The following is a 21553-nucleotide window of genomic DNA, read 5'->3' as shown; positions in this document are numbered from 1 at the left end:
TGAATGCGAAGACGGCGTGGCGTTGGTGTCACGCACGCGGAAGAAGCTGGTCGAGGACGGCGTCGATCTGGACGGCGTCCGGGCCGAGCAGCAGGCAGTCCGTACGCATCCCCTCGATCGCCTGCGACAGGACCGTGGCGGCGACCGCAGGACGCGGGACGTCCGCGCGCTCGAACTGTTCCCTGAGCAGATCGAGCAGGATCTCCCGCTGCGCGCGGTAGTGCTCGGCGAAACCCGGGTGGGTCGTGGCGTGCGACACGAACGCCTTGGCCACGCTCGTCTCGGCGGCGCGCTCCTCATCGAGTGGAAGCAACGCCCTGACGATCGCGGACAGCACCTGACGCGGGGATCGCGCGTCTTCTCCTGACCGGGCCCGGAGCCGGTCGGCGCAGCGCCGGCAGTGGTGTTCCAGCGCGAACAGGAGCATCTCCTCCTTGGTGCTGAAGTGGTGTTGCAGGGTCCCGGTCGTCACCCCGGCCTCGGCGGCGATCTCCCGCATGCCGGGGAACGTGCCGTGGCCGCGCATCAGAAGCCTTCCCACCGCGTCGGCGACCGCGGTGCGGCGCGCATCAGGCATCCACCGTTCTCGCATGCCCACCTCCATTACGACTGTAATGTAGCGGCCGCAGGGCACGCGATTGACCACCGCGGACGGGCGATCACCGTCGCCAGTCGTTCAGACGCCGGACCGGTCTGAACGTTGGGGGGGCCGACGAGCGGGGAGTCGTCCTGGCTCGGCGACCGGTCGGTTCTTTGTTTATGGGTATTTGTCCCTTTTGGGTGGGCGATCAGGGGGCATAAGGTCGGGCCGTACATCTGGCCTGATCCATCCCAGGAGATCGACTTCATGTTGCGCCCGCTCGCCGTCACCACGCTCGTCGCGTTCTGTGCCGTTGCTCCGATCACCGGCTCGGCTCAGGCGGCCGCGCCGGTCGCGACGACCGTGACCTCCCCGTCGACCGCGGGTTCCGCGACGTCCGCGGGCTTCGCCACGTCCGGGGCCAGGGTGATCTACGGGTTCGCGTGGGCGGACGGGAAGGGCGTCCTGCGCGTCAGGCCGCTCAAGGCCACCCTCCACCCGAAGGGCGGTCCTCCTCGCTACACCTTCGCTCCCATCGTGGGCGCCAAGGAGAAGCGCGTCGCCTACGCGCGTGCCGACGTCCGCAGGATCACCTCGGCGTGCGGTCTGAAGGAGACCGAGGGCGTCGCCAAGGTCGACGCCAAGGGGCTGGGCACCACCCGCTGCAAGCCGGCCGATCTCACGTTCGCGCTCGGCCTCGGGCCCACGCCGGTCAGGATCTCGCTGGGCGCCACCACGCGCGTCTACGAGGTCCTCGCCATGCCCGGCTCGCCGAAGACCGCCTACGGCACGATCAAGCGGGTGAACGACACGACGGTCATGTTCACCAGGGGCGGGAAGCCGATCAAGCTCGGGTACACGGGGCTGTCGTTCAGCCGCACCACCCGCTCGTGCGGCGCCGCCTGGGCGGCCGACCGCCATAACGCCCAGAAGAACGGCCTCGGCCACAAGTACTGCTCGACGGCGGACTTCACCAAGGCCCTGAGGTCCGCGAAGCGCCCCGTCGCCGTCAGGATCGACTACACGCCACTGAGCGGTCAGCTCAACCAGGTCTGGGAGACCAGCGCACGTTGACCGTGGCCGCCTGACCCGCCGGCGCGGCGGGCAGGACGTCGACCCTGCCCGCCGCGCGACGGCCTGTCTCGCGGAACTCCGTGGCCGGTGGCCGCGGCTCGCCTACACCCGGCTCCATCGCTGGTTCGCAGCGGAGCCACAGGTCCACAGGATCACCGTGGTGCCGTTGGCGGTGTTGTTGTTGTAGACGTCCAGGCACAGGTTGCTGAACTGCACGCTGCGGATCGTGCCCTCGGCGGTGAGGTTCCACTGCTGGTTGGTTCCACCGTTGCAGTCCCAGATCTGCACCTTCGTACCGGCCGTGGCTCCGGCCGGCGCGTCCAGGCACTTGCCGAGAGCCTGGATGCTCTGCCCGCTGAACGTCCAGCGCTGGTTCGCCTGGCCATTGCAGTCCCAGATGACCGGCTGGGTGCCGTTGGTGGTGCTGCTGTTGGGCACGTCCAGGCAACGACCGGACGCCGCGCTGACCAGCGTGCTCGACGGCGTGCTCGACGGCGTCGGGGACGGGGTGACGGTGCCGCCGCCGCTGACGCGGTACACCACGGTGCCGTGCGCCGGGACGCCGGCCGAGATGGAGCCGGTGCTGCTGGTGGTGGCGTTGGTCCAGGCGTCGGTCAGGGTGAACGAGCTGCCCGACTTGCCGATCGCGGAGGCGGTGGTGGAGATGGTGGTGGTGCTGCCGCTCTGGTTGAACAGGGCGACCGCGACGTCGCCGTTGCTGAGCTTTTTGGCCAGTACGCGGCGGGTGCCGTCATTGCTGATCTGGGTCGCCTGCAGGCCGAGGGTGTCCTGGTTGATCGCGATCAGGTTCGCGTTCTTCAGAATCGTCTGGGTGGCGGAGTCCATGTTGCGCACATCGTTGCCCATGATCAGCGGGGAGGCCATCATCGCCCAGAGGGCGAAATGGCTGCGCATCTCGGTGTCGGTCATGCCGCCGCGGCCGATCTCCATCATGTCCGGGTCGTTGAACGCCCCCGGCTTGGCGTAGGAGGCGAGCGGGACGGTGACGTTGACGATGTTCTGGATGCCCATCGGGTAGCCGTTGGTCTGGCCGGTGTCCCACTTGTTGGTGATGTCCTCGGTGGTGCGCCAGATGTTGGCGACATCGCCCCAGTTGCGTCGTGGCCCGGTCTTGTCGTGCACGCTGTTGGAGTTGATGCTGTAGAGGATCTGCCGCCCGGAGGACGCCAGCGCGTCGCGCATCTTGGCGAACGTGCGCACCTGGTCGTCGATGGTGCCGCTCGGCGAGCACCAGTCGTACTTCAGGTAGTCCACCCCCCAGGCGGCGAACTGCCTGGCGTCTTGGACCTCGTGCCCCTGGGCGCCGGTGGCGCCGGGGTAGCTGTTGAAGTACTGCGCGCAGGTCTTGTCCAGTGGAGCCTGGTAGATGCCGAACTTCAGCCCCTTGCCGTGCAGGTAGTCCCCCAGCGCCTTCATCCCGCTGGGGAACCGCGAGGAGTTGGCCTGCAGGTTCCCGGCGGAGTCACGGGTGGAGTTCATCCAGCAGTCGTCCACCACCACGTACTGGTAACCCAGATCACGCAACCCCGAATTCACGATCGCGTCGGCCATCTGCTTGATCAGCGACTCGCTGATGTTGCACCCGAAGGTGTTCCAACTGTTCCAGCCCATCGGCGGCGTACGCGCCACACCGTTCTCCAGGGCCTGCGCCGGCGCGGCGGCGGTCACGGCCGCGGCACCCGACGCCAGGACCAGGGCCGCGGTGGCGACCGGGGCGAGAATGGCGCGTATCCGTTTGCTGTGCAAAGAGGCTCCTCGGGGGTGCGGGGCGGCCGGTTCGGTCCGGCAGGCTGGACGAGCGCCGTCCGGACCGGCGGCTTTCGGTTGTTAGCGCTAACAATCGAAAGCCGGGTGGGTCACGGACGCAAGGGCGTAGGTGGTCCAGTGGAGAGTGCTTCGGCACTGGATCTCTGTCAAGCATGGGACGAGCCGTGATCACGCGAGCTGCGCCGACGCCGCATCCCGTCTGAAAGTTGCAGCCCGGACCATGCGCGGGACCGCCGCGGTCCACCGGGCGTCGCGGACGAGAGACGGGCGACCACGATCCCGCCGCGGCCGCCGGCCGATGCCCGCCGGCGGCCGGAGTGACTCAGTGCTCCGGGAGAGGGAGGTACTCGAACCAGTCGAAGTCGGCGACGTTGCCGGTGGGGTGGTTCTCGCCGCTGAGGTACATGCCGATGTAGGCGCCGATGAAGCCGCCCGCCATGCTGCTGCTGAGCACACGCCCGTCGACCGGCTCGCCGAGCCGGCGCCACTCGCCCGGACGGGTGCCGTACAGCATCTGGTACTCCTGCCCGTGGGCCTCCACGCCGAGCCACAGCCGGCCGGGGGGCACGTCGGCCTGGACCATGGTGTGGTCCACGCCGTCCTGCCTGCGGATCACCGTCAGGCCGGAGGCGGTCATGACGAGCAGGATGTGGAAGTCGTCGTTCTGCACCAGGGCCAGCCCGGCCCGCTCGCGGTTCTCCGGGACGAACTCCATGGCGGTGTGCGCGGCGAAGTGCGCGTGCTCCTGCCGCCGGGCGATGAGGCTGGGGTTGGTCCGCTCGGTGATCGACTCGGGGCGGCCGCGCAGCCGCAGGAAGCCGGGGCGCTCGGTGAGGGTCCAGTACGGCTCGCGGGGCGTGCGCAGGTGGTTCCACTGGGGCATCAGCCGCGGGGTGTCGAAGTTGTCGCAGGCCGGCGGGGCGGGCCAGCGGCAGGGCGGGACGGAGGGGGCGTCCCCGGCGGGTTCGACGAGGCCGGCGACCGGCCAGCCGTCCTCCCAGCGCACCGGGGTCAGGAAGGTCTCCCTGCCGAGGTTGTAGTGATAGCCGCCGTACGGGCGCATGGCCAGCAGCACCATCCACCAGTCGCCGCCGGGTGTCTGCACGAGATCGCCGTGGCCGGTGCCCACGATCGGGTGGTCGCGGCCGAGGTTGCGGTGGGTCAGGATCGGGTTGCGGGTGCTGCCGGTGTAGGGGCCGGTGACCTTGCCGGCGCGGGCGACGCTGATGGCGTGGTCGTGCTCGGTGCCGCCTTCGGACACCAGCAGGTAGTAGGCCCCGCCGATCTTGTAGATGTGCGGCCCCTCGGCCCAGACGGCGCCCTTGACCGCGCCGTCCCACAGGATGTGCTCCTCGCCGACGAGCTTCATGCCGTCGAGGTCCAGCTCGCGGAGCCAGACCTCGGTGTGGCCCTCGTGGCGCCGCTGCCGGGCGGGGCGCGCGCCGTGCACCCACGCCCGGCCGTCGTCGTCGAAGAACAGCGACGGGTCGAAGCCCTCGGTCTCGGGCAGCCAGTAGGGCTCGCTCCACGGCCCGGCGGGGTCGGCGGCGGTGACGATGAAGTTGCCCGACTCCATCAGCCCGTCGACGAGCGTGGTGATCATGTAGAAGAGGCCGTCGTGGTGGCGCAGCGTGGGTGCGTAGATGCCTCCGCTGGGCCGTACGCCGTCGAGGGGCAGCTGCGACGCCCGGTCGAGCACGTGACCGAGCTGCCGCCAGTGCACCAGATCCTTGCTGTGGAAGATCGGCACCCCGGGGAACCACTCGAAGCTCGACGTCACCAGGTAGTAGTCCTCGTCCACCCGGCAGATCGAGGGGTCCGGATGGAACCCCGGCAGGATCGGGTTGCTGAAGCGCACCACGGACGGCCTTTCTCGTTGCGATCTGTACGATCCGGGCTACTTGCCCAGTTCGAGCACTCCCCATCCCGCCGTGCTCAGATAGGACCGGCCGGAGGAGTCGTTCCACGTGACGGCGCCGGTGCGGGCGGCCCCCGTCGCGTCGTTGACCTGGACGTCGAACCCCAGCAGGTCCCCCTTCGCGGGGGTGATGGTCGGCAGCGCGACCGACGCCTCGACGACGTACCCACCGGGCACGACCTTGGCCGCGCTCACCAGGTTGTTCTTCACCCCGGCGGCGTCGAAGGTGCCGCCCATGGTCTGCCGGCCGGAGAACGAGACGCGGTACTGCCCGTCGTCATCGTCGTAGCCCTTGCTCTTGCCGTTGCCCGGGTCGACGAAGATCTCCACCGAGTCCTGCTCCCACGCGTTCTGCGACTCCTCGCTGAGCGCGGGGTCGGTGACGCGGGCGAGCACGTACAGGTGCCCGGCGTCCCACAGGGCCCGCACCTTGGCGGTCGCGCCGGAGCCGCCCTGGATCCAGGTGGCGGTGGTGATCTCGGGGGCCCTGGACCAGGCGGCGTCGGCGACGCCGTCGACGACCGGGGTGCCCTTGGCGGCGGTGGTCAGCTTGACCGGCGCGGTCAGCGTCAGCTCGCCCTTCCAGGAGACGTCCTTGCCGCCCTTGGCGTCGTGGGCGACCAGCTCGAACGGCAGCTTCCCGCCGAGCGCGGCGGAGGCGGGGAGCAGCGCCTCGGCGCGGTATCCGCCCCTGAGGGCGGCGGTGCGGTACCAGGAGGCGCGGCCGTCCCGCGCGACCACGCGGGCGGCGCCGCCGAGCCGCAGGGTGAGCGTGTCGGCCTTGTCGCAGGTGCGGTCGTCCACCTCGGCGAGCACGGCCAGGCCGGCGGCCGACCAGCGGGCCTGGAAGCGGGCGGCCAGGTCACCCACCCGGGCGATCGGCGTGTCGGGCAGCAGGTTCCACTGCTGCTCGCGCTCGGCGTCGATCTTCACGCTCGCCTGCGGCGCGTCCAGGCGGCGGGTCAGCGCCGGCAACTGGGCAGGGTCGACGATGCCCCAGTACGCCGGCTTGGCCTGCAGTTCGTCGTCGAACGGCAGCGGCGCGTTGAGCCGGGTGATCGGGAAGGTGGACAGCCAGGTGCCGTCGTCGGCCAGGCCCCAGAGCGTCACCGAGGACAGACGGGCGGCCTGGCGGCGGAAGACGTCGAAGATCTCCTTGTAGCGGTACCCCTGGAGCGCCAGGACCTCCGGCGGGACGGTGGTGTAGGTGGAGACGAAGTCGGTGTAGACGCTCACGTCCAGCTCGGTGACCTGCTGGTCCACGCCGAGCCCGGCGAACAGCTCGATGGTCTTCTCGATCTCGGCGGCGGCGGGCTGCTCGATGTTGACGTGGAGCTGGTGGCCGACGGCGTCGATCGGCACGCCCTCGGCCCTGAGCTTCTTGACCAGGTTGAAGACCGCCTGGCGCTTGCGCGGCAGCTCGGTGTTGTAGTCGTTGAGCACCAGCTTGGCCGCCGGGTCGACCTCGCGGGCGACGCGGAAGGCCGTGCGGATGAAGTCGTAGCCGGTGACCTGGAACCACGGGCTGCGGCGCATGCCGTCGGGCTGGTTCTCGTCCACGACCTCGTTGACGACGTCCCAGGTCTGGATCCTGCCCTTGTAGCGGCCCATCACGGCCCTGATGTGGTTCTCCAGCCGCTTGAGCAGCAGGGCCTTGTCGGCGGGGGTGGCGGTGAGGGGCCGGTCGCCGTCCTTGAACACCCAGTCGGGGGTCTGGCTGTGCCAGGCGAGGGTGTGCCCGCGGAACCGCAGGCCGTGCGCGGCGGCGTAGTCGACCAGGTAGTCGCCGTCGGCGAAGGTGAACTCGCCCTCGCGGGGCTCGGTGGCGTCCCACTTCAGCGCGTTGCCCGGGGTGACGCTGTCGAAGTGCCGGGTCAGCAGTTCCCCGTGGCCGCCGAGGGTCTGGGCGCGGGAGATGGCGGCGCCGACCTGGAACGGCAGCGTGTCCTTGACCGCCGGGATGTCGGTCTGGATGGGCTTGGCGGGCACGTACGTCAGTGTGAAGTCGTCGATGTAGAACGGGAAGGTTCCGCTGGACGACTCGACGTAGACGCTGAGGAAGTCCACGTCGTAGGCCAGGGTGTATGAACCTTTCAGCTGCGTCCATCCGCCCGCGGCGATCGCGGTGGGCGCGGCGACCTGGTCGTAGCTCGCCGTCCCGTTCAGCCGGCGTTCGACCGACAGCCCGAGGTCGCCGGCGGTCGTGTCCGGTCCGAGCCGCACCCACACCGACAGCGTGTACTTCGACCCCTTGGTCATCTTGCCCAGGACGCTCCGCGCCGGGCCGTCCCAGGAGGCGCTCCTGGCGGTGGAGAGCAGGGCGGCGGTCCCGCCGTGGGCCTGGTCGGTGGCGACGGTCAGCGTGGCCGAGGCGCGCGGCGACCAGCCCTGGGCGGTGCCGGTCTCGAAGTCGGTGGTCACACCGGACCGTCCGGGGTCGGTGTCGGCGGTGATGGTGACGTCGTCGAGGTAGAACGAGGCGGTGGCGTCGGAGCTCTCGGCGTACAGCAGCAGGTCGGGCGAGTCGGTGGTGAAGGAGTAGGTGCCGCTGATCTCCACCCAGGCGGCGTCGGTGACGGTGCCCGCGCCGACCCTCTCATAGGTGGTCGTGCCGCCGTCGGGCGTGCGCTGCACGGTCAGGGCGATGGTGTTCGCGGACGTCCCCGCGGTCAGCCGCGCGTGGGCGGTGACCGAGTAGGTGACCCCCTTCTCCAGGGGCGGGGTCACGGAGGCGCCGTTCCAGGTCTCGGTGCGGCCGGTGGTCAGCAGCGACGCCGAGCCCGAGTGGGCGGCGTCCTGGACGGCCGCGACCGACACCCCCGAGCCGCGCGGCGACCAGCCCTGGGCGGTGCCGTCCTCGAAGTCGTAGCTCGCTATCGTCACCGGCGCCGCGGCCTGTGCCGTCCCCGCCGTGATGCACGGCGACAGGGACAGCGGGAGGCATAACAAGGCGGCCGCCGCCCACGAGCGCGGGAAGCGCATGACTGGTCTCCTCAGGGTCAGGCCGAGTAGGGCCGTGGATGGAGCGGGCCGGTCAACAATGATCGCCGGGGCCGGCGTCGGCCCCGGCGATCACGCGCCGGATATACGGGCGGTCCTGCTTCCGGCGCCTCCCCCGAGGTCAGGTGCCGGAGGAGCGCGGGGAACCGGTCGCAGGAGTACTTCGGGTCGTGGCGGGTCCCGTGGTCAGGCGGGTCCCGTGGTCAGGCGGTTCCCGTGGTCAGGCGGTTCCCGTGGTCAGGCGGCGCCCGAGGTGAGGTTGGCGGTGAGCAGCTCGATGAGCCGGTCGCGCCGCGCGCAGCCGGCCAGGGCGAAGGAGTCGGCCAGGGCGAGCAGCTCGCTGTCGTCCAGCCCGCCGAACAGCGTGGCGTACTCCGGCACCAGCGCCTGGGCGACCAGGATGTGCCGGAGCAGGTCGTCGGTCTGGTAGCGGGCGCCCCACGGGTAGGGCTCCCAGTGCGGGAACTCCTCCTCGACCAGCCGGTGCAGCGGCGCGAGCACGTCGGAGGACTCCTCCATCGTGGAACCCCAGCGGTCGGCGCCCAGCCGCTTCTTCTTGGCCACGAAGTCGCCGAAGCGCCGCAGGTAGGGCCCCTCGGGGTCGGCGTGCACCAGGCCCTGCAGCCCGACATCCTTGTAGGTCCACAGCGACCAGCCGGCCTGGTAGCCGTCGTAGATCTCCAGCTGGTCGGCCAGGATCTGGTAGCGCTGCGCGTCGACCGCCGGGTCTCCGGTGTAGACCGGGCCGAACTCGCCGACCCACAGCGGGGTGCCGGTCTGCCGCTGGAAGGTGGTGCGCTTCTCGAAGGCCCGTTCCAGCTCGCCGCGGTCCACCCACTCGCCGCGCGTGTACCCCGGGTACGGGCCGCCGTGGGCGAACCCCGCGAGCGCGTAGTCGTGGCAGACGAACACCGTGTTCTCGTACACCTCACGGAAGATCGAGAAGTCGGTGGAGTAGGTGTTGCCGTCCAGGAACAGCACGTGGGCGGGGTCCACGGCGCGCAGCGCCTTGACCAGGCGGTCGTAGAACGGCCCGATGACCCGGCCGCCGACGTCGCCCGGCTCGTTGATCGGGTTGTACCCGGCGACCCACGGGTTGTCCTTGTAGCGGTCGGCGATCACCTCCCACAGGTGGACCGCGCGGTCCTGGAAGTGCCTGTGCCGCCAGAACGACGCGACGTGGGTGGGGTTGTCGGAGTGCCAGTGCTGGTTCTGCGCGCCGGGCAGGGCGTGCAGGTCGATGACGCTGTAGATGCGCCGCTCGGCCAGCAGCCCGATCACGCGGTCGAGGTGGCGGAAGCCGTCCTCGATGATCTCCATCGGCCGGTCGTCGGACTCGAAGTGACGGTAGTTCACCGGGATCCGGACGCAGTTGGCTCCCATGGCGGCGAGCAGGGCGGCGTCGTCGGGGCCGAAGAAGGAGGTGAGCAACCGCTCGAAGAACAGCGCCGCCCGCTCCTCCCCCAGCACGTCGCGCACGGCGTCGCGCATGGTCGACTCGTTGGCCGGGTAGCCGGTGATGAAGTTCTCCATGTTCATCCAGCCCCCGAGACCCACTCCGCGCAGCCGCACCGGGGTACCGTCGGCGGCGACTAACTGGGGTCCGGACACACGCAGGGTCATCAGCGCTCCTTCGGAGATGGCCTTATCGGCCGTGGAAGCTCGGTATGTCGTTCGGGTCGGTCACCCCTTCGTCGCTCCCGCGGTGAGTCCGCCGATGAGCTGGCGCTCCGCCACGGCGTAGAACGCGAGGGCGGGCACCATCGCCAGGACGATGTAGGCGAGGATCCGGGCGGTGTCGGCGGAGTACTGCCCGGTGAACTGCTGCACGCCGAGCGGGATGGTCCACCAGTTGGGGTCGTTGAAGATCACCAGCGGCAGGAAGAAGTTGTTCCAGCTCGCCACGACCGCCAGCACCGACACGGTGGCCAGGGCGGGCCGGGCCATCGGCAGCAGGATGCGCCAGAAGAAGCCGAACGAAGTGCAGCCGTCGATCGTCGCGGCCTCCTCCACCTCCCGGGGGATGGTGCGGAAGAAGGCGCGCAGGATGATGATCGTCATGGGCAGCCCGAAGGCGGCCTGCGGCAGGATCACGCCGAAGGGGTTGTCGAGCAGCCCCAGGGTCCGCAGCAGGACGAACAGCGGCAGGATGGCCACGGCGAACGGGAACATCAGCCCCATCGCGAACAGCGTGTACAGGAACTCCCTGCCGCGGAAGGCGAACCGGGCGAACACGTACGCCGCCATGGCCGACAGCCCGACGACGATGAGCGTCGTGGCCACCGCGACGAAGATGCTGTTGACGAGCTGGCGCCAGAACGAGCCGGAGAAGAGCACGTCGGTGTAGTTCTCCGGGACCCAGGGCGAGGGCAGGCCGAAGGGGTTGGTCGAAAGCTGGCCGGTGTCCTTGAACCCGCCGATCACGGCGAACAGCAGCGGCACCACGACGAACGCGCCGAGGATGATCACGACCGTGTGCAGCGAGATGGAGCGGAGCATGCCGAGGCGGGGCCCCGTCCGCTCCCTGGCGTGCGCGGTCATCGCTGGTCTCCCATGGTGGTGATCGCTCCCTGTGTGTCGCGGCGCATGACGAACCGCTGATAGCCGAGCGCGAACACCAGGCTGATCAGGAACATCACGACGCTGATGGCGCTGCCGTAGCCGATCTGGGAGCGCTTGAAGCCGAATTGGAACATCGTGACGGCCATGGTCTCGGAGGAGTGGATGGGCCCGCCTGCGGTGAGCACCCACACCAGGTCGAAAAGCTGGATCGCCCCGATGATGGACAGGAACACGCTGATGCGGATCGTCGGCCCGAGCAGCGGCAAGGTGACGTACCGGAACTGCTTCCAGGGGCCGGCGCCGTCGATCGAGGCCGCCTCGCCGAGCTCCTTGGGGATGGACTGGCGGCCGGCCAAGTAGAGGATCATGTGGAAGCCGAAGTACTTCCAGACCATGACCAGGAACAGCGACATCATGACCGTGTCCGGCTCGGCCAGCCAGCTCGACTCCAGGCTCGAAAGGCCGATGGCGCCGAGGATCTGGTTGGCCAGGCCCGACTCCGGCGACAGGATCATGTTGAACAGCACACCGGTGATCACTTCGGAGAGCACGTACGGGGCGAAGAACAGCAGCCGGTAGAACGTCCGGCCGCGCATCTTCTGGTTGAGCAGCATGGCGATCGCCAGGGCGAGCGGGAGCTGGATCACCAGGGACAGGATGATCAGCACGGCGCCGCGGCGCAGGTCGCCGAGGAAGACGTCGTCGGCGAACATCCGGGTGAAGTTGTCCAGCCCGATCCAGTTCTGCGGCAGTCCGCCGAGCCCGTTCCACTTGTACAGGCTGGTGTACGCGGCCAGCACGATGGGCGCCAGCACCAGCAGCCCGAACAGCACGAGCGCCGGCAGCAGGAACAGCGTGATCGTCGCCAGACCCCTGAACCGGCGACGGCGTGCGGATGGCGCGGAGCCTTGGCCGGCCCGGCGCGGCAGGTCGGCCGCGGCCGCGGGCCGGTCGGTCAGCGCGGGTCGTGTCATCGTCTTCCTCAGCGTGGAGCCCCGGGCGCAGCCCTGGGGAAGAGCGGCGCGGTGCCGCTCGGTGGTCGGGGGGGGCGGGCCGCGGACGGGGGACCACGCGCGCCCGTCCCGGCGCGCGTGGTCCCCCATCCGCCTTCCGGCTACTCGGACTTGGCGGTCTCGGTGACGGCCTGAGTGACCTGCTCGGGGGTCTTGGAGCCGGCGATCAGCGCGGCCACGCTGTCGTTGACCTCCTGCCCGACGGCCGGCGGGTAGGCCTGGTCGAGGTAGAGCTGGAACCCGGAGGCGCCGGCGAGCGTCTTGGCGACGATGGCGAGGTTCGGGTCCTTCACGACGCTCTCCTCGCCCTTGAGCACGGGCTGGATGCCTCCGGTCTCCACCGCCGCGGCGTGGACGTCCTTGCTGGAGAGGAACTTCAGGAAGTCGACGGCCGCGGGCGGGGCGTTCACGCCGACCGCGTACCCGCCGCCGCCGCCGAAGGCGTCAGTGGCCGAGCCCTTGCCGCCGTCGACGGACGGGAAGGGGAAGAAGCCCAACTTGTCGCCCAGGCCCTTCTTGCTCGCGTCCTTCTCGACGGTCGGCGCCCACTGGCCCATCAGCTCCATGGCGGTCTTGCCGTTGCCCATGAGGGCGGCCTGGCCGTCGGGAGTGGAGTAGGCCGCGCCGAGGAAGCCCTTCTGGAAGGGCTGCAGGTCGGACAGCTCCTTGAGCTTCTGGCCGGCCGCGACGAAGTCGGGCTTGTTGAAGTCGTGGTCGACCGCGGCCTGCTTGAGCGCGTCCAGGCCGGCGATGCGCATGGCGAGGTAGGCCCAGTAGTAGTGGCCGGGCCACTTCTCCTTGCCGGCGAGGGCGATGGGGGTGACGCCCGCCGTCTTGAGCTTCTTGACGGCGTCGATGAACTCGGTCCAGGTGGCGGGCGCCGCGGCGATGCCGGCCTTCTTGAACAGGTCCTTGTTGTACCAGAAGCCGACCATGCCGATGTCCTGCGGGATGGCGTAGGTCTTCTGGTCGAACTGGTAGGCCGCCAGGGAGGCCGGAGTGAAGTCGGCGATCCAGGTGGCGGCCTCGGAGGAGAGGTCCTTCACCAGCCCGGCGTCGATCTGCTGCTTCAGCACGCCACCACCCCAGGTGGTGTACACGTCGGGGGTCTTCCCCGACTGCGTCACCGTGGCGAGCTTGGCCTTGAACGCCTCGTTCTCGATGGGGACGTTCTTGATCGTGACGTTCGGGTGTGCGGTCTGGTACTCCTTGACCTTCTGCGCGTAGAAGCTTTTCATGGGTTCGGTGGTGGAGATGTTCCACCACTCGACGGTGACCTTGCCCGCCGACGCGGTCCCCGTCGCCGCGCCGCCCGTGTTCGTCTGCCCGCCGCAGCCTCCCGCCAGCAGCGCCGCCGTCGCGGCCAGTAAGACCACACTTCGCCGACTCAACGACATCCTCGTGGTTCCTTCCTCATAACGCACCCGCTGCGAGAGCTCCGTACTCCGCCCCGAGAACTTTGAAAGTTTCTTTGGCACCCCCGAATATTTCGTGACCCGGAGAGTACGTAAACCGCACGTAACACGTCAATAGCCACACAGGAACGGGTTCGCGATGCCGAGGACAGCATGGCGTCCCGAGGGCCGCACGGAACAGTGGCCCCGGCCGGGGAAATTCCGAAAGCTTTCGGATACACTCCGTCGCATGTCAGCGAAGAGGCGGGTCACCATCGCTCTGATCGCCGAGGAGGCCGGAGTCTCGGTCCCGACGGTGTCCAAGGTCGTCAACGGCCGCCCCGAGGTGGCGCCCGAGACGCGCCGCCGGGTCGAGCGCCTGCTCCACGAACACGGTTACCGGCGCCGCACCGGCCAGGGGGACGGCCCGGTCGGCCTCATCGACCTGGTCTTCGCCGAGATAGAGAGCCCGTGGGCCATGGAGATCATCCGCGGCGCCGAGACGGCGGCCCGCGAGGCCGACGCGGCCGTGGTGGTCTCCGTGCTGCACACCCATTCCGGTCCGGGCCGCGACTGGCTCGACCGCATCGCCGCCCGCCGCACCGACGGCGTCGTCCTGGTCGCCTCGAAGCTGACCCGCCGCCAGCACGGCCAGCTCCTCGCCCGGTCCATCCCCTTCGTCATCGTCGACCCCGAGGGCGAGCCCGCTCCCGACGTCGCCTCGGTCGGCGCGACCAACTGGCACGGCGGCCTGGCGGCCACCCGCCATCTGCTGGAGCTGGGCCACCGCCGCATCGGGATGATCGGCGGGCCGGCCGAGATGCTGTGCAGCCGGGCGCGCATCGACGGCTACCGCGCCGCCCTGGAGACCGCCGGGGTGGCCGTCGACCCCGAGCTGATCCGCTACGGCGACTTCCTGGTCGACTCCGGCCACATCCACGGCAAGGCGTTCCTGGAGCTGCCCGACCGGCCCACCGCGGTCTTCGCCGGCAGCGACATGCAGGCGTTCGGCGTGTTCGAGGCCGTGCGCCGGGCCGGGCTCCGCGTGCCCGACGACCTGAGCGTCGTGGGGTTCGACGACCTGCCCCTGGCCCGCTCGGCGTGGCCGCCGCTGACCACCGTGCGCCAGCCGCTGGAGGAGATGGCCGCGCTGGCCACCCGCATGGCCCTGGAGATCTCGCGCGGCGACTCGCTGGAAACCCGGCGGGTCGAACTGGCCACCGACCTGCTCATCCGCGACAGCACCGCCCGGCCGCAGCCGTAACGGCCGTCCCGTCCCGTCCGTGAAACTTTCAGCCGTCCACCCCACGGGTGGACGGCCTTGACGTTTATCGCCCGGCCGTTTTAGGTTTCTGCCACGAAAACTGTCATAAAACTTCTGAAATGTTTCGGAGGGTCGGGTGCGCAGACGAGCGCGGGCCGCCACGCCTCGAACGGACGGCGCGTCCGGCCAGGCCACCACCTGCGCGCGCGCACGCCGCGCGATCGCGCCCGCCGCCACCGTCCCCGGCGCCAGAGTCCCCGGCGGGACGCCGGCCGCGACGCCCGTCGCCGGCGGGACACGATCGGATCACGGCGGCGGAGAGCGGCACCTGCGCCGCCGTGATCTTCCAGCGCCGCTCCGGGACCGGGTCGCCACGGTCGCGTCCGAGGAGCGCCGGCAGGCCCGTCTCTCCGAGGACGCCGCCCGATGAGCGCGCACCGACGCCCGGGCGGGCACCCGGAAGGTTCCGAAGCCGCCGAGGCTCCGGAGCCGCGAGAATCCTCCGAGTCCCCGACGCCCGGAGGATCCCCGGCGTACTCGGAGTCCTCGGCCGGCATGGTGCGCGAGCCGGCCGCCCAAGACGTGGAGGGCATCTCAAGGGCGCTCGAGGTGCCCTCCACCATGCCCTCCACCATGCCCTCTGCCATGGGCGCCGTCATGGGCTTCCCCGGCGGCGTCGGCGTCTCGGGTCTGCGCGTCTACGACTGGCCCTCGGCCGACGGCGCCTGCGGCGGCTCCCCGCACATGCACCTGCTGTGCTCGGAGGCGTACGTCGTCGTGGAGGGCGCCGGCTCGGTCCAGACGCTGACGTGGGAGGGGTACGACGAGACCCCGCTCTCGCCGGGCGCGGTCGTATGGTTCACACCGGGCACCATCCACCGGCTGGTCAACGACGACGCCCGCCTGCGCATCGTGGTCGTCATGCAGAACAGCGGCCTGCCCGAGGCGGGCGACGCCGTGTTCACCTTCCCGCCCGCCGTGCTCGGCGACCCGGCGGCGTACGCCGAGATAGCGGCGGTCACGGGCGAGGCCGACGCGCGGCGGCGCAGGGACGTCGCCATCGAGGGGTTCCTCGCACTGCGCGAGCGCGGCCAGGAGGGGCTCGCCGCCTTCCACCGGCAGGCCGCGCGCATCGTGTCGGGCAAGCTCGGCTCCTTCGAGGAGCGGTGGCGGTCGGGGGCCCTGCGGGCGGCCGAGGCCACCGGCGCTCACCTGCGGGCGCTTCGCGACGGCGACACCGCGCACCTCAGGCAGGCCCGCGTCATGTCCGCGGCCGCCGAGCCGCGTCTCGGCATGTGCGGGCGCCTTGAGACCTACCAGCTGGGCGGATGAACGATCAGGGAACGGCGCGGATCTTCCACACCAGCCCGGCGCCGAGCAGCGTCAGCGCGGCCGCGGTGAGGTAGAGCACCGGATAGCCGCCCAGGCCCGACACGATGGGGCCGGCTATCACCGGCCCGAGCACCTGGGGGCCCGAGTTGGCGATGTTGATGACGCCCAGGTCCTTGGCCCGGCCGGTCGCCGCGGGCAACACCTGGGTGACCAGGGCGTTGTCCACCGCGAGGTAGATACCGAAGCCGATGCCCATGATCACGGCGGCTGCCACGACCATCGGCCACAGCGGCCAGAACGCCATGATCACGAAAGGGACCGCGCTGATCGCGCCCGAGACCGTGACGAGCATCTTGCGCCGTCCCAGCCGGTCGGAGACCACCCCGCCGGCCACGGCGGTGACCACCACCGCCGCGGTGTAGATGAGAATGAGGACCAGCAGGCCGTCCTCGGCCCTGCTCCCCGGGAACAGCCGCTCGTAGCCGACCGCGTCGGTGAGGAAGTACAGCAGGTACAACAGCGCGACGGCGTTGCCGAGCTGCATCAGGAAGCGGGTCAGCCAGGCCCAAGCGAAGTCGGGGTGCGCGCGCGGGCTCACCCACAGGCCGCCCACGAACCCCCTCAGGGTGAACGGCGGCCGCAGCCGCGCCGGCAGCGGCGCGTCCCGCGTGGTCAGGACGAACGGCAGCACGCCCAGCGGCACCAGGGCGGCGATCAGCAGGTATCCGGCCCCCGTGGTCGTCGCGACCATCGTCACCAGCACCACCGCCAGCACCACCCCGAGCGTCTGCGGCACGCCGATCCACCCCGACACCTCGCCGCGCTGGCCCACCGGCACGTGGTCGGGGACGCCGGCCGTCAGCGCGGCCTGCATGGCGTTCAGCCCGGCCTGCGCGAGGCACCAGCCGATGAGCACGCCCGCGAGCGAGCCCTGGAAGGCGAGAAAGGCCAGGCCGAGGCCACCGGCCACCGCGCCGAGCAGCGTCCACGGGTGGCGTCTGCCGAAACGCCCGGCGGTGCGGTCGGACAGCGCCCCGGCCACCGGGTTGAACACCATCGCCACGGCGGCGCCGGCGCCGGTCACCCACGCCAGGGCGCTCTCTTTGCCGCCCAGGCCCGTCACCAGCGCGATCTGCCGTGGCAGCAGCACCTGGAGCGGGCCGAAGTACGCCATCCACAGGACCAGGTTGGCCAGCGAGATGAAGGCGACCCAGCGCGGGCCGACCCTCCTGACCGGCTCGGCCAGGGCGAGAGGCGGGTCGTACGGCGGGGTGACGGGGGGAAGGGTGCTCACCGGCGCGGCTCCTGAGTGACGAGGCGTGCCCGGATGGTAGTCGCCGCACCCCCCTCCGATAAAGACCCACTTCCGCGCGGACGGGACGTCCAGCCGATCCCCGGGGCGGGCGACGTCCGGCGCCGGACACCTCGGCGGATCACCCGGGCCGCCGGACGATACCGGCGACCCGCGGACGGCACAGGAAACCGGCGGACGGTGAAAACCACCGCTCCCCCGACTCGCAGCCGGAGGTGCCGGGGAGCGTCGTCAGGCCTCGGGGGCCGGGGGGCGGCGGGCGGTGAGGACCTCGGTGGTGAAGCGCTCCTCCCAGACGCCGCCGGGGTTGGCGGCGTCCAGAGCCGCGCCCAGGGCCTCGACGAAGTCGAGGGTGCGGTCGCCGAGCCGGGCCGGCGTGGAGTAGGAGAACGACAGCTGCAACCCCACTACCTGCTCGGTGTCGCGCCGCACCACGCGGTCGAACCGCGCCGTGGAGATGTCGCGGAACGCCGACTCGGCCACCACTTCCCTGTGATGGCGCCCCGACTGCCGGAAGGACTCGTCGTTCACCCGCCATTCGAGGCCGAACCGGTTGCGCACCGCATGCACCACCGGCTCCCACGGCGGCTCCACCGGATCGCGGGTCGGCCCCACGAGGACGACGGCCCCGTCCGGCGGGAGCATGGCGTCCAGGTCGGCCAGCACCCGCGCGCGCCGCATCCAGTGGAACGAGCGGCCCATGACGACGTGGTCGACACGGCCGAGCGGCAGCCCCGCGAGACGGGTGGAGTCCCCCTGCATCCAGTGGACGCCGGACGGCGCCAGGCGCGAACCCTCGGCGAGCATGTCCTCGCTCGGGTCGACGGCGAGGACCGTGCCGGCGAAGCGGGACAGCGGGATGGCCAGCGTGCCGGGACCGCAGCCGAGATCGAGCACCCTGGAGCGCTTGCCGAGGGCCAGCACGCGCGCGATGTAGGCGATGACCTCGTCGCCGTATGCGTTGCGGTAGCGGCGGTAATGCGCGGCCGCGCCGTCGTACAGCAGCCTTGGCTCCACCCGCCAATCCTAGCCACGCCCTCGGCCGCCTCACCGGGACTCATAGGTGGCACCATGGCAGCGTCCGGTGGAAACGACGGAAAGGTCAAGTCAATTGAGGTCCTGTCACGGCCGGAGCGCCGAGTGAGACGACTGCTGACCGTCCTGGCGGTGGGCTTCGCGGCGCTCGCGGTGGCGGTCGCGCCCGCCCTGGCGCACAACGTGCTGACGGGCAGCGACCCCAAGGACGGCGCCCGGCTCGCTTCCTTGCCCGCCCAGGTGACGCTGACCTTCGACCAGCCGGTGCGGGCCGACTTCGCCCAGGTGGCACTGACCGGGCCTGACGGCAGGGTCGCCAAGGCGGCCGTGCGGGTCGTGGACGCCAAGGTGACGGCCGAGGTGCCGGCGTCGGTCGCGGCGGGCGCGGCCGGCGCGTACGTCATCGGATACCAGATCGTCTCCAACGACGGGCATCCGGTCACCGGCAAGATCGGCTTCACCGTCGCCGGCACCGGGTCCGCGGCTCCCGTCTCCCCGTCCACGACGCCCTCCACCGGCCCCGCCGCCCCCCTCCCCTCGGCCACGAACGGCGCGACGGGTCAGCCTGCCGCCCCGGGCGGCACAGGCCCGACGACCGGCTCCGGCGGAGCGGGGCAGCCACCGGCGCCGTCCGGGGTAGCGGGGCAGGCTCCCCCAGCCGCGCAGCCGATCGCCGGCGCGGCAGCACCGGGGACGAGCGGCGGCGGCTGGGTATGGGGGCTGCTCGTCGCCGCCCTGCTGCTCTCGGGCCTCGGCATCCTCGTCGTCGCCCGCCAGAGCCGCCCGGCCCCCGGAGGCGACGCGTGAGCCCCGCCGACGAGACCACCAGCGCGACCGTCCCCCGGCACTCCGGCACCGACCCGACACCCCCGCCCGTCGCTCCCCGCGCGAAGGCCCGTCGCGGGAGGGACACCGCCGGGCGGAGCGTTGCGACGGCCTGGCGTGGAGCGGGACGGGGGCCGGTGTGGGGGCCGGCCGGGGCGGCGCTGGTGGCGGTGCTGGTGGCGACGTGGTGGACCTCGCCTGACAGCGTTCCCGGCATCGCGATCCCGGGGCCGCTGGTGGAGTACGGCCTGCCGGTGACCCGCCTGGCCATGAATCTGTGCGCCCTGGCCGCCATCGGGCTCAGCCTGCTGCCCAAGCTGGTCGGCTTCGACGACCCGGGGCGCACCGAGCCCGTCCTGTCCACGGCCCGCACCTGGGCGGTGCTCGCGGCCTTCGGCTGGACCGTCACGGCGCTGATCGCCATGGTGCTCAGCGCGGCCGAGCTCTCCCCCGGCCGAGCGCCCGACCCGGCGGCCTACGTCGAGGCCATCGGCTCGGGGCAGGGGCTGGTGATGAGCGCCGCGTGCGCCCTGGCCTTCACCTTCTTCGGCCTGCTGGCCGTGCGCTTCGGCGAGAACGTGCCCGCCGAGATCCGGGTGGTCGTCGCGGTGTTCGGCCTGCTCCCCCTGCCGGTCAGCGGGCACGCGTCCAACTGGTACTGGCACGAGCTGAGCATGGTCTCGATGGAGTTGCACGTCGTCGCGGCCGCGATGTGGACGGGCGGCCTGGCGGCGATGGCCGTGCTGCTCGCCCGGCACCGCGACCTGCTGGCCCGGGCCCTGCCGAGATTCTCCCGGCTGGCCACCGTGGCCCTTGCGGTGGTGGCCCTGTCCGGGCTGTTCAACGGGCTGGTCGAGCTGGCCTTGTCGCCTGCCACGCGGCTGCCCGGGTCGCTGTTGACCACGCACTACGGCCAACTGGTGATCGTCAAGGTCCTCTGCGTGGGCGCGGTCGCCCTGCTGGGGGCGAACATCCGCTGGCGCCTGCTGCCGGCCGTCGTCCAGCGGCGGGCGACGGCGTTCGCCGCCTGGGCGGCGCTCGAGGTGACGGTGATGGGCGTCGCCTACGGCGTGGCCGTCGCCCTCACCCGCGCCCCCGTGGCCTGACGCGGACCGCGGCACCCGTTCGGCGCGAAGGCGCAGGACGACGCCGGCCCGGCATCTCGCAGGAGATGCCGGGCCGGGGTTGTGTCAGGGGGTCGCCGGGCCGGGGGCGGCGGGGGTGCCGAGGGGCAGGGCGGCGGGGGTCTCGGGCTCGCCGGAACGGCGGCGGCGGCGGTACCACTCCACCCCGTACCAGGCCGCGCCCAGCGCGACGAGGGTCACCGGGGCCGAGGCCAGCAGGTACGGCGGGGCTTCCAGCAGCCGGTCCTGCACGGCGAGGCCGCCGTAGACGCCCACGGTGACCAGGGCGGCGCCGAGCGCCGCCCGCGCGAGCGGCAGCCGCAGCAGGAACGCCACGTCCACGCAGACGGCGGCGGCGAGCAGGAAGAACGGGACGGCCGAGGGCGGGAAGCCGGTGAAGTACAACATCGGCCAGATGAGGGCGCGGTAGCCGACGTAGACGCCCGCCACCGCGGTGGCGGTCCACCGGCGGCCGACCAGCGCCCGGGCCATGACCAGCACGAGCACCGCGGCGATGCCGAACCACATCGGGTACACCCAGTCGGGCACCGGAAGCGAGAACTTCTCGGCCATGGTGACGTCGATGGGCCGGCCCATCTGCTTGGCCGCGAAGTCCAGCAGTGTCGGCTCGGCGTACGGCGCCCCGCGGACGAAGGAGGCCAGCTCCAGCACGCCGTACTCCTGGTGCTCGCTCGGGAAGAGCGTGTTCTCCAGCATGAAGACGAACAGGGCGCCCAGCACGACCGTGCGCGCCCGGCCCTCGGGCGCGTAGAGGTACCAGCCCCGGATCACTCCGGCGATCATGAACGCCGTGCCGATGTACAGCAGCATGTGGGACGGGCTCCACGAGGTGATGTCCACCCCGTTGATCCGGTGATTGATCAGGTCGATGGGCACCGCGATGAGGAAGGCGCCGGTGCCCCACTGGACCAGCCGCTGGGCGGTGCGGTCGACGCCGTACCCCGTGTAGCTGTGCACGATCGTGAGGGCCAGCACGATCGCCGTGCCCGCGCTGTTGAGCAGGTGCGGCGGCGCCAGGTCGTCGCGCAGCCACTTGAAGTGCCACGACACGTCCCACGAGGCCCCGAGGACCTTCAGGACGAACGCGGCGATCCAGCTCAGGTAGAGGACGCGGAGCAGCTCCGGCGGCGTCTCGCGGCCGGCCTCCCCCCGCGTCCAGTAGGGGCGGGCCCATTCGAGGGCTTCGACGGCTTTGCCTCTGCCCCACCGCCATGGGGAGGGCGCGCGACCGCCCGTCCGGGTGGCCTCGGCCTCGTTACCTGCGCCTTGCTTCACGCCAAGCATGATGCCGGTCACCGGACATGCTCCGCA

The 21553-nt window shown here is 71.1% G+C and carries 16 protein-coding genes; 5 read left to right on the top strand and 11 right to left on the bottom strand.

The window, feature by feature from the left end:
• Positions 1-28: 28 nt before the first annotated feature.
• Positions 29-592, bottom strand: coding sequence for a TetR/AcrR family transcriptional regulator (locus ACWEN6_RS14195; protein WP_452570579.1), 564 nt, complete (start codon positions 590-592; stop codon positions 29-31).
• Between the two features lie 255 nt (positions 593-847).
• Between ACWEN6_RS14195 and ACWEN6_RS14190 the strand changes: the two genes are divergently transcribed.
• Positions 848-1654, top strand: a complete 807-nt coding sequence (locus ACWEN6_RS14190; RefSeq protein WP_452570578.1) for a hypothetical protein — start codon at positions 848-850, stop codon at positions 1652-1654.
• 102 nt (positions 1655-1756) lie between these two features.
• On the opposite strand, the gene ACWEN6_RS14185 is transcribed toward ACWEN6_RS14190, so the two are convergent.
• The 7 genes from ACWEN6_RS14185 to ACWEN6_RS14155 form a co-directional block, all read right to left on the bottom strand.
• Complete coding sequence (locus ACWEN6_RS14185) at positions 1757-3421, bottom strand: glycoside hydrolase family 27 protein (protein ID WP_452570577.1); 1665 nt, start codon at positions 3419-3421, stop codon at positions 1757-1759.
• Positions 3422-3764: 343 nt separating this feature from the next.
• Positions 3765-5303 (bottom strand): glycoside hydrolase family 43 protein, encoded by a 1539-nt coding sequence (locus tag ACWEN6_RS14180; RefSeq protein WP_452570576.1) that lies wholly within the window; start codon positions 5301-5303, stop codon positions 3765-3767.
• Between the two features lie 36 nt (positions 5304-5339).
• Positions 5340-8342, bottom strand: a complete 3003-nt coding sequence (locus ACWEN6_RS14175) for an endo-1,4-beta-xylanase (RefSeq protein ID WP_452570575.1) — start codon at positions 8340-8342, stop codon at positions 5340-5342.
• A gap of 255 nt (positions 8343-8597) precedes the next feature.
• Entirely contained in the window at positions 8598-9983 is a 1386-nt protein-coding gene (locus tag ACWEN6_RS14170) for a glycoside hydrolase family 5 protein (RefSeq protein ID WP_452570574.1), read from the bottom strand.
• Positions 9984-10043: 60 nt separating this feature from the next.
• Positions 10044-10901 carry a carbohydrate ABC transporter permease gene (locus ACWEN6_RS14165; RefSeq protein ID WP_452570573.1) on the bottom strand — a complete coding sequence of 286 codons (858 nt, stop codon included), beginning with the start codon at positions 10899-10901 and terminating at the stop codon, positions 10044-10046.
• Complete coding sequence (locus tag ACWEN6_RS14160; protein ID WP_452570572.1) at positions 10898-11896, bottom strand: carbohydrate ABC transporter permease; 999 nt, start codon at positions 11894-11896, stop codon at positions 10898-10900. Before ACWEN6_RS14160 ends, ACWEN6_RS14165 begins: the two co-directional genes overlap by 4 nt.
• Before the next feature lie 140 nt (positions 11897-12036).
• Entirely contained in the window at positions 12037-13332 is a 1296-nt protein-coding gene (locus ACWEN6_RS14155) for an extracellular solute-binding protein (protein WP_452570571.1), read from the bottom strand.
• A gap of 247 nt (positions 13333-13579) precedes the next feature.
• Here ACWEN6_RS14155 and ACWEN6_RS14150 point away from each other — a divergent pair, with 247 nt between their 5' ends.
• Both ACWEN6_RS14150 and ACWEN6_RS14145 read left to right on the top strand, forming a co-directional pair.
• Complete coding sequence (locus ACWEN6_RS14150; RefSeq protein ID WP_452570570.1) at positions 13580-14593, top strand: LacI family DNA-binding transcriptional regulator; 1014 nt, start codon at positions 13580-13582, stop codon at positions 14591-14593.
• A 426-nt stretch (positions 14594-15019) separates the two neighbouring features.
• Positions 15020-15925, top strand: coding sequence for a cupin domain-containing protein (locus ACWEN6_RS14145; protein ID WP_452570569.1), 906 nt, complete (start codon positions 15020-15022; stop codon positions 15923-15925).
• Positions 15926-15929: 4 nt separating this feature from the next.
• Here the strand turns inward: ACWEN6_RS14145 and ACWEN6_RS14140 are convergent, their stop codons facing one another.
• Both ACWEN6_RS14140 and ACWEN6_RS14135 read right to left on the bottom strand, forming a co-directional pair.
• A complete protein-coding gene (locus ACWEN6_RS14140) occupies positions 15930-17219 on the bottom strand; it encodes an MFS transporter (protein WP_452570568.1) in 1290 nt (429 codons plus the stop codon).
• A 249-nt stretch (positions 17220-17468) separates the two neighbouring features.
• Positions 17469-18254, bottom strand: coding sequence for a class I SAM-dependent methyltransferase (locus ACWEN6_RS14135; RefSeq protein ID WP_452570567.1), 786 nt, complete (start codon positions 18252-18254; stop codon positions 17469-17471).
• A gap of 123 nt (positions 18255-18377) precedes the next feature.
• Between ACWEN6_RS14135 and ACWEN6_RS14130 the strand changes: the two genes are divergently transcribed.
• Together ACWEN6_RS14130 and ACWEN6_RS14125 are read left to right on the top strand one after the other, a co-directional pair.
• The gene (locus ACWEN6_RS14130) at positions 18378-19079 is read left to right on the top strand and encodes a copper resistance CopC family protein (RefSeq protein WP_452570566.1); all 702 of its coding nucleotides are present in this window, start codon (positions 18378-18380) and stop codon (positions 19077-19079) included.
• Positions 19076-20203 carry a copper resistance D family protein gene (locus ACWEN6_RS14125; RefSeq protein WP_452570565.1) on the top strand — a complete coding sequence of 376 codons (1128 nt, stop codon included), beginning with the start codon at positions 19076-19078 and terminating at the stop codon, positions 20201-20203. Before ACWEN6_RS14130 ends, ACWEN6_RS14125 begins: the two co-directional genes overlap by 4 nt.
• Positions 20204-20287: 84 nt before the next feature.
• On the opposite strand, the gene ACWEN6_RS14120 is transcribed toward ACWEN6_RS14125, so the two are convergent.
• Positions 20288-21517, bottom strand: a complete 1230-nt coding sequence (locus ACWEN6_RS14120; protein ID WP_452570564.1) for a hypothetical protein — start codon at positions 21515-21517, stop codon at positions 20288-20290.
• Between the last annotated feature and the right edge of the window lie 36 nt (positions 21518-21553).

Source organism: Sphaerisporangium sp. NPDC004334, assembly GCF_053602655.1.
Note: the sequence above shows the minus strand (reverse complement) of the source record. Positions and strands in the feature narration are given on the sequence as shown.

What these genes read in the sequence shown, in the direction of transcription:
- ACWEN6_RS14195 (WP_452570579.1), bottom strand. Translation starts at nt 592, where the DNA reads ATGCGAGAACGGTGGATGCCTGATGCGCGCCGCACCGCGGTCGCCGAC.
- ACWEN6_RS14190 (WP_452570578.1), top strand. Translation starts at nt 848, where the DNA reads ATGTTGCGCCCGCTCGCCGTCACCACGCTCGTCGCGTTCTGTGCCGTT.
- ACWEN6_RS14175 (WP_452570575.1), bottom strand. Translation starts at nt 8,342, where the DNA reads ATGCGCTTCCCGCGCTCGTGGGCGGCGGCCGCCTTGTTATGCCTCCCG.
- ACWEN6_RS14170 (WP_452570574.1), bottom strand. Translation starts at nt 9,983, where the DNA reads ATGACCCTGCGTGTGTCCGGACCCCAGTTAGTCGCCGCCGACGGTACC.
- ACWEN6_RS14165 (WP_452570573.1), bottom strand. Translation starts at nt 10,901, where the DNA reads ATGACCGCGCACGCCAGGGAGCGGACGGGGCCCCGCCTCGGCATGCTC.
- ACWEN6_RS14160 (WP_452570572.1), bottom strand. Translation starts at nt 11,896, where the DNA reads ATGACACGACCCGCGCTGACCGACCGGCCCGCGGCCGCGGCCGACCTG.
- ACWEN6_RS14155 (WP_452570571.1), bottom strand. Translation starts at nt 13,332, where the DNA reads ATGTCGTTGAGTCGGCGAAGTGTGGTCTTACTGGCCGCGACGGCGGCG.
- ACWEN6_RS14150 (WP_452570570.1), top strand. Translation starts at nt 13,580, where the DNA reads ATGTCAGCGAAGAGGCGGGTCACCATCGCTCTGATCGCCGAGGAGGCC.
- ACWEN6_RS14145 (WP_452570569.1), top strand. Translation starts at nt 15,020, where the DNA reads ATGAGCGCGCACCGACGCCCGGGCGGGCACCCGGAAGGTTCCGAAGCC.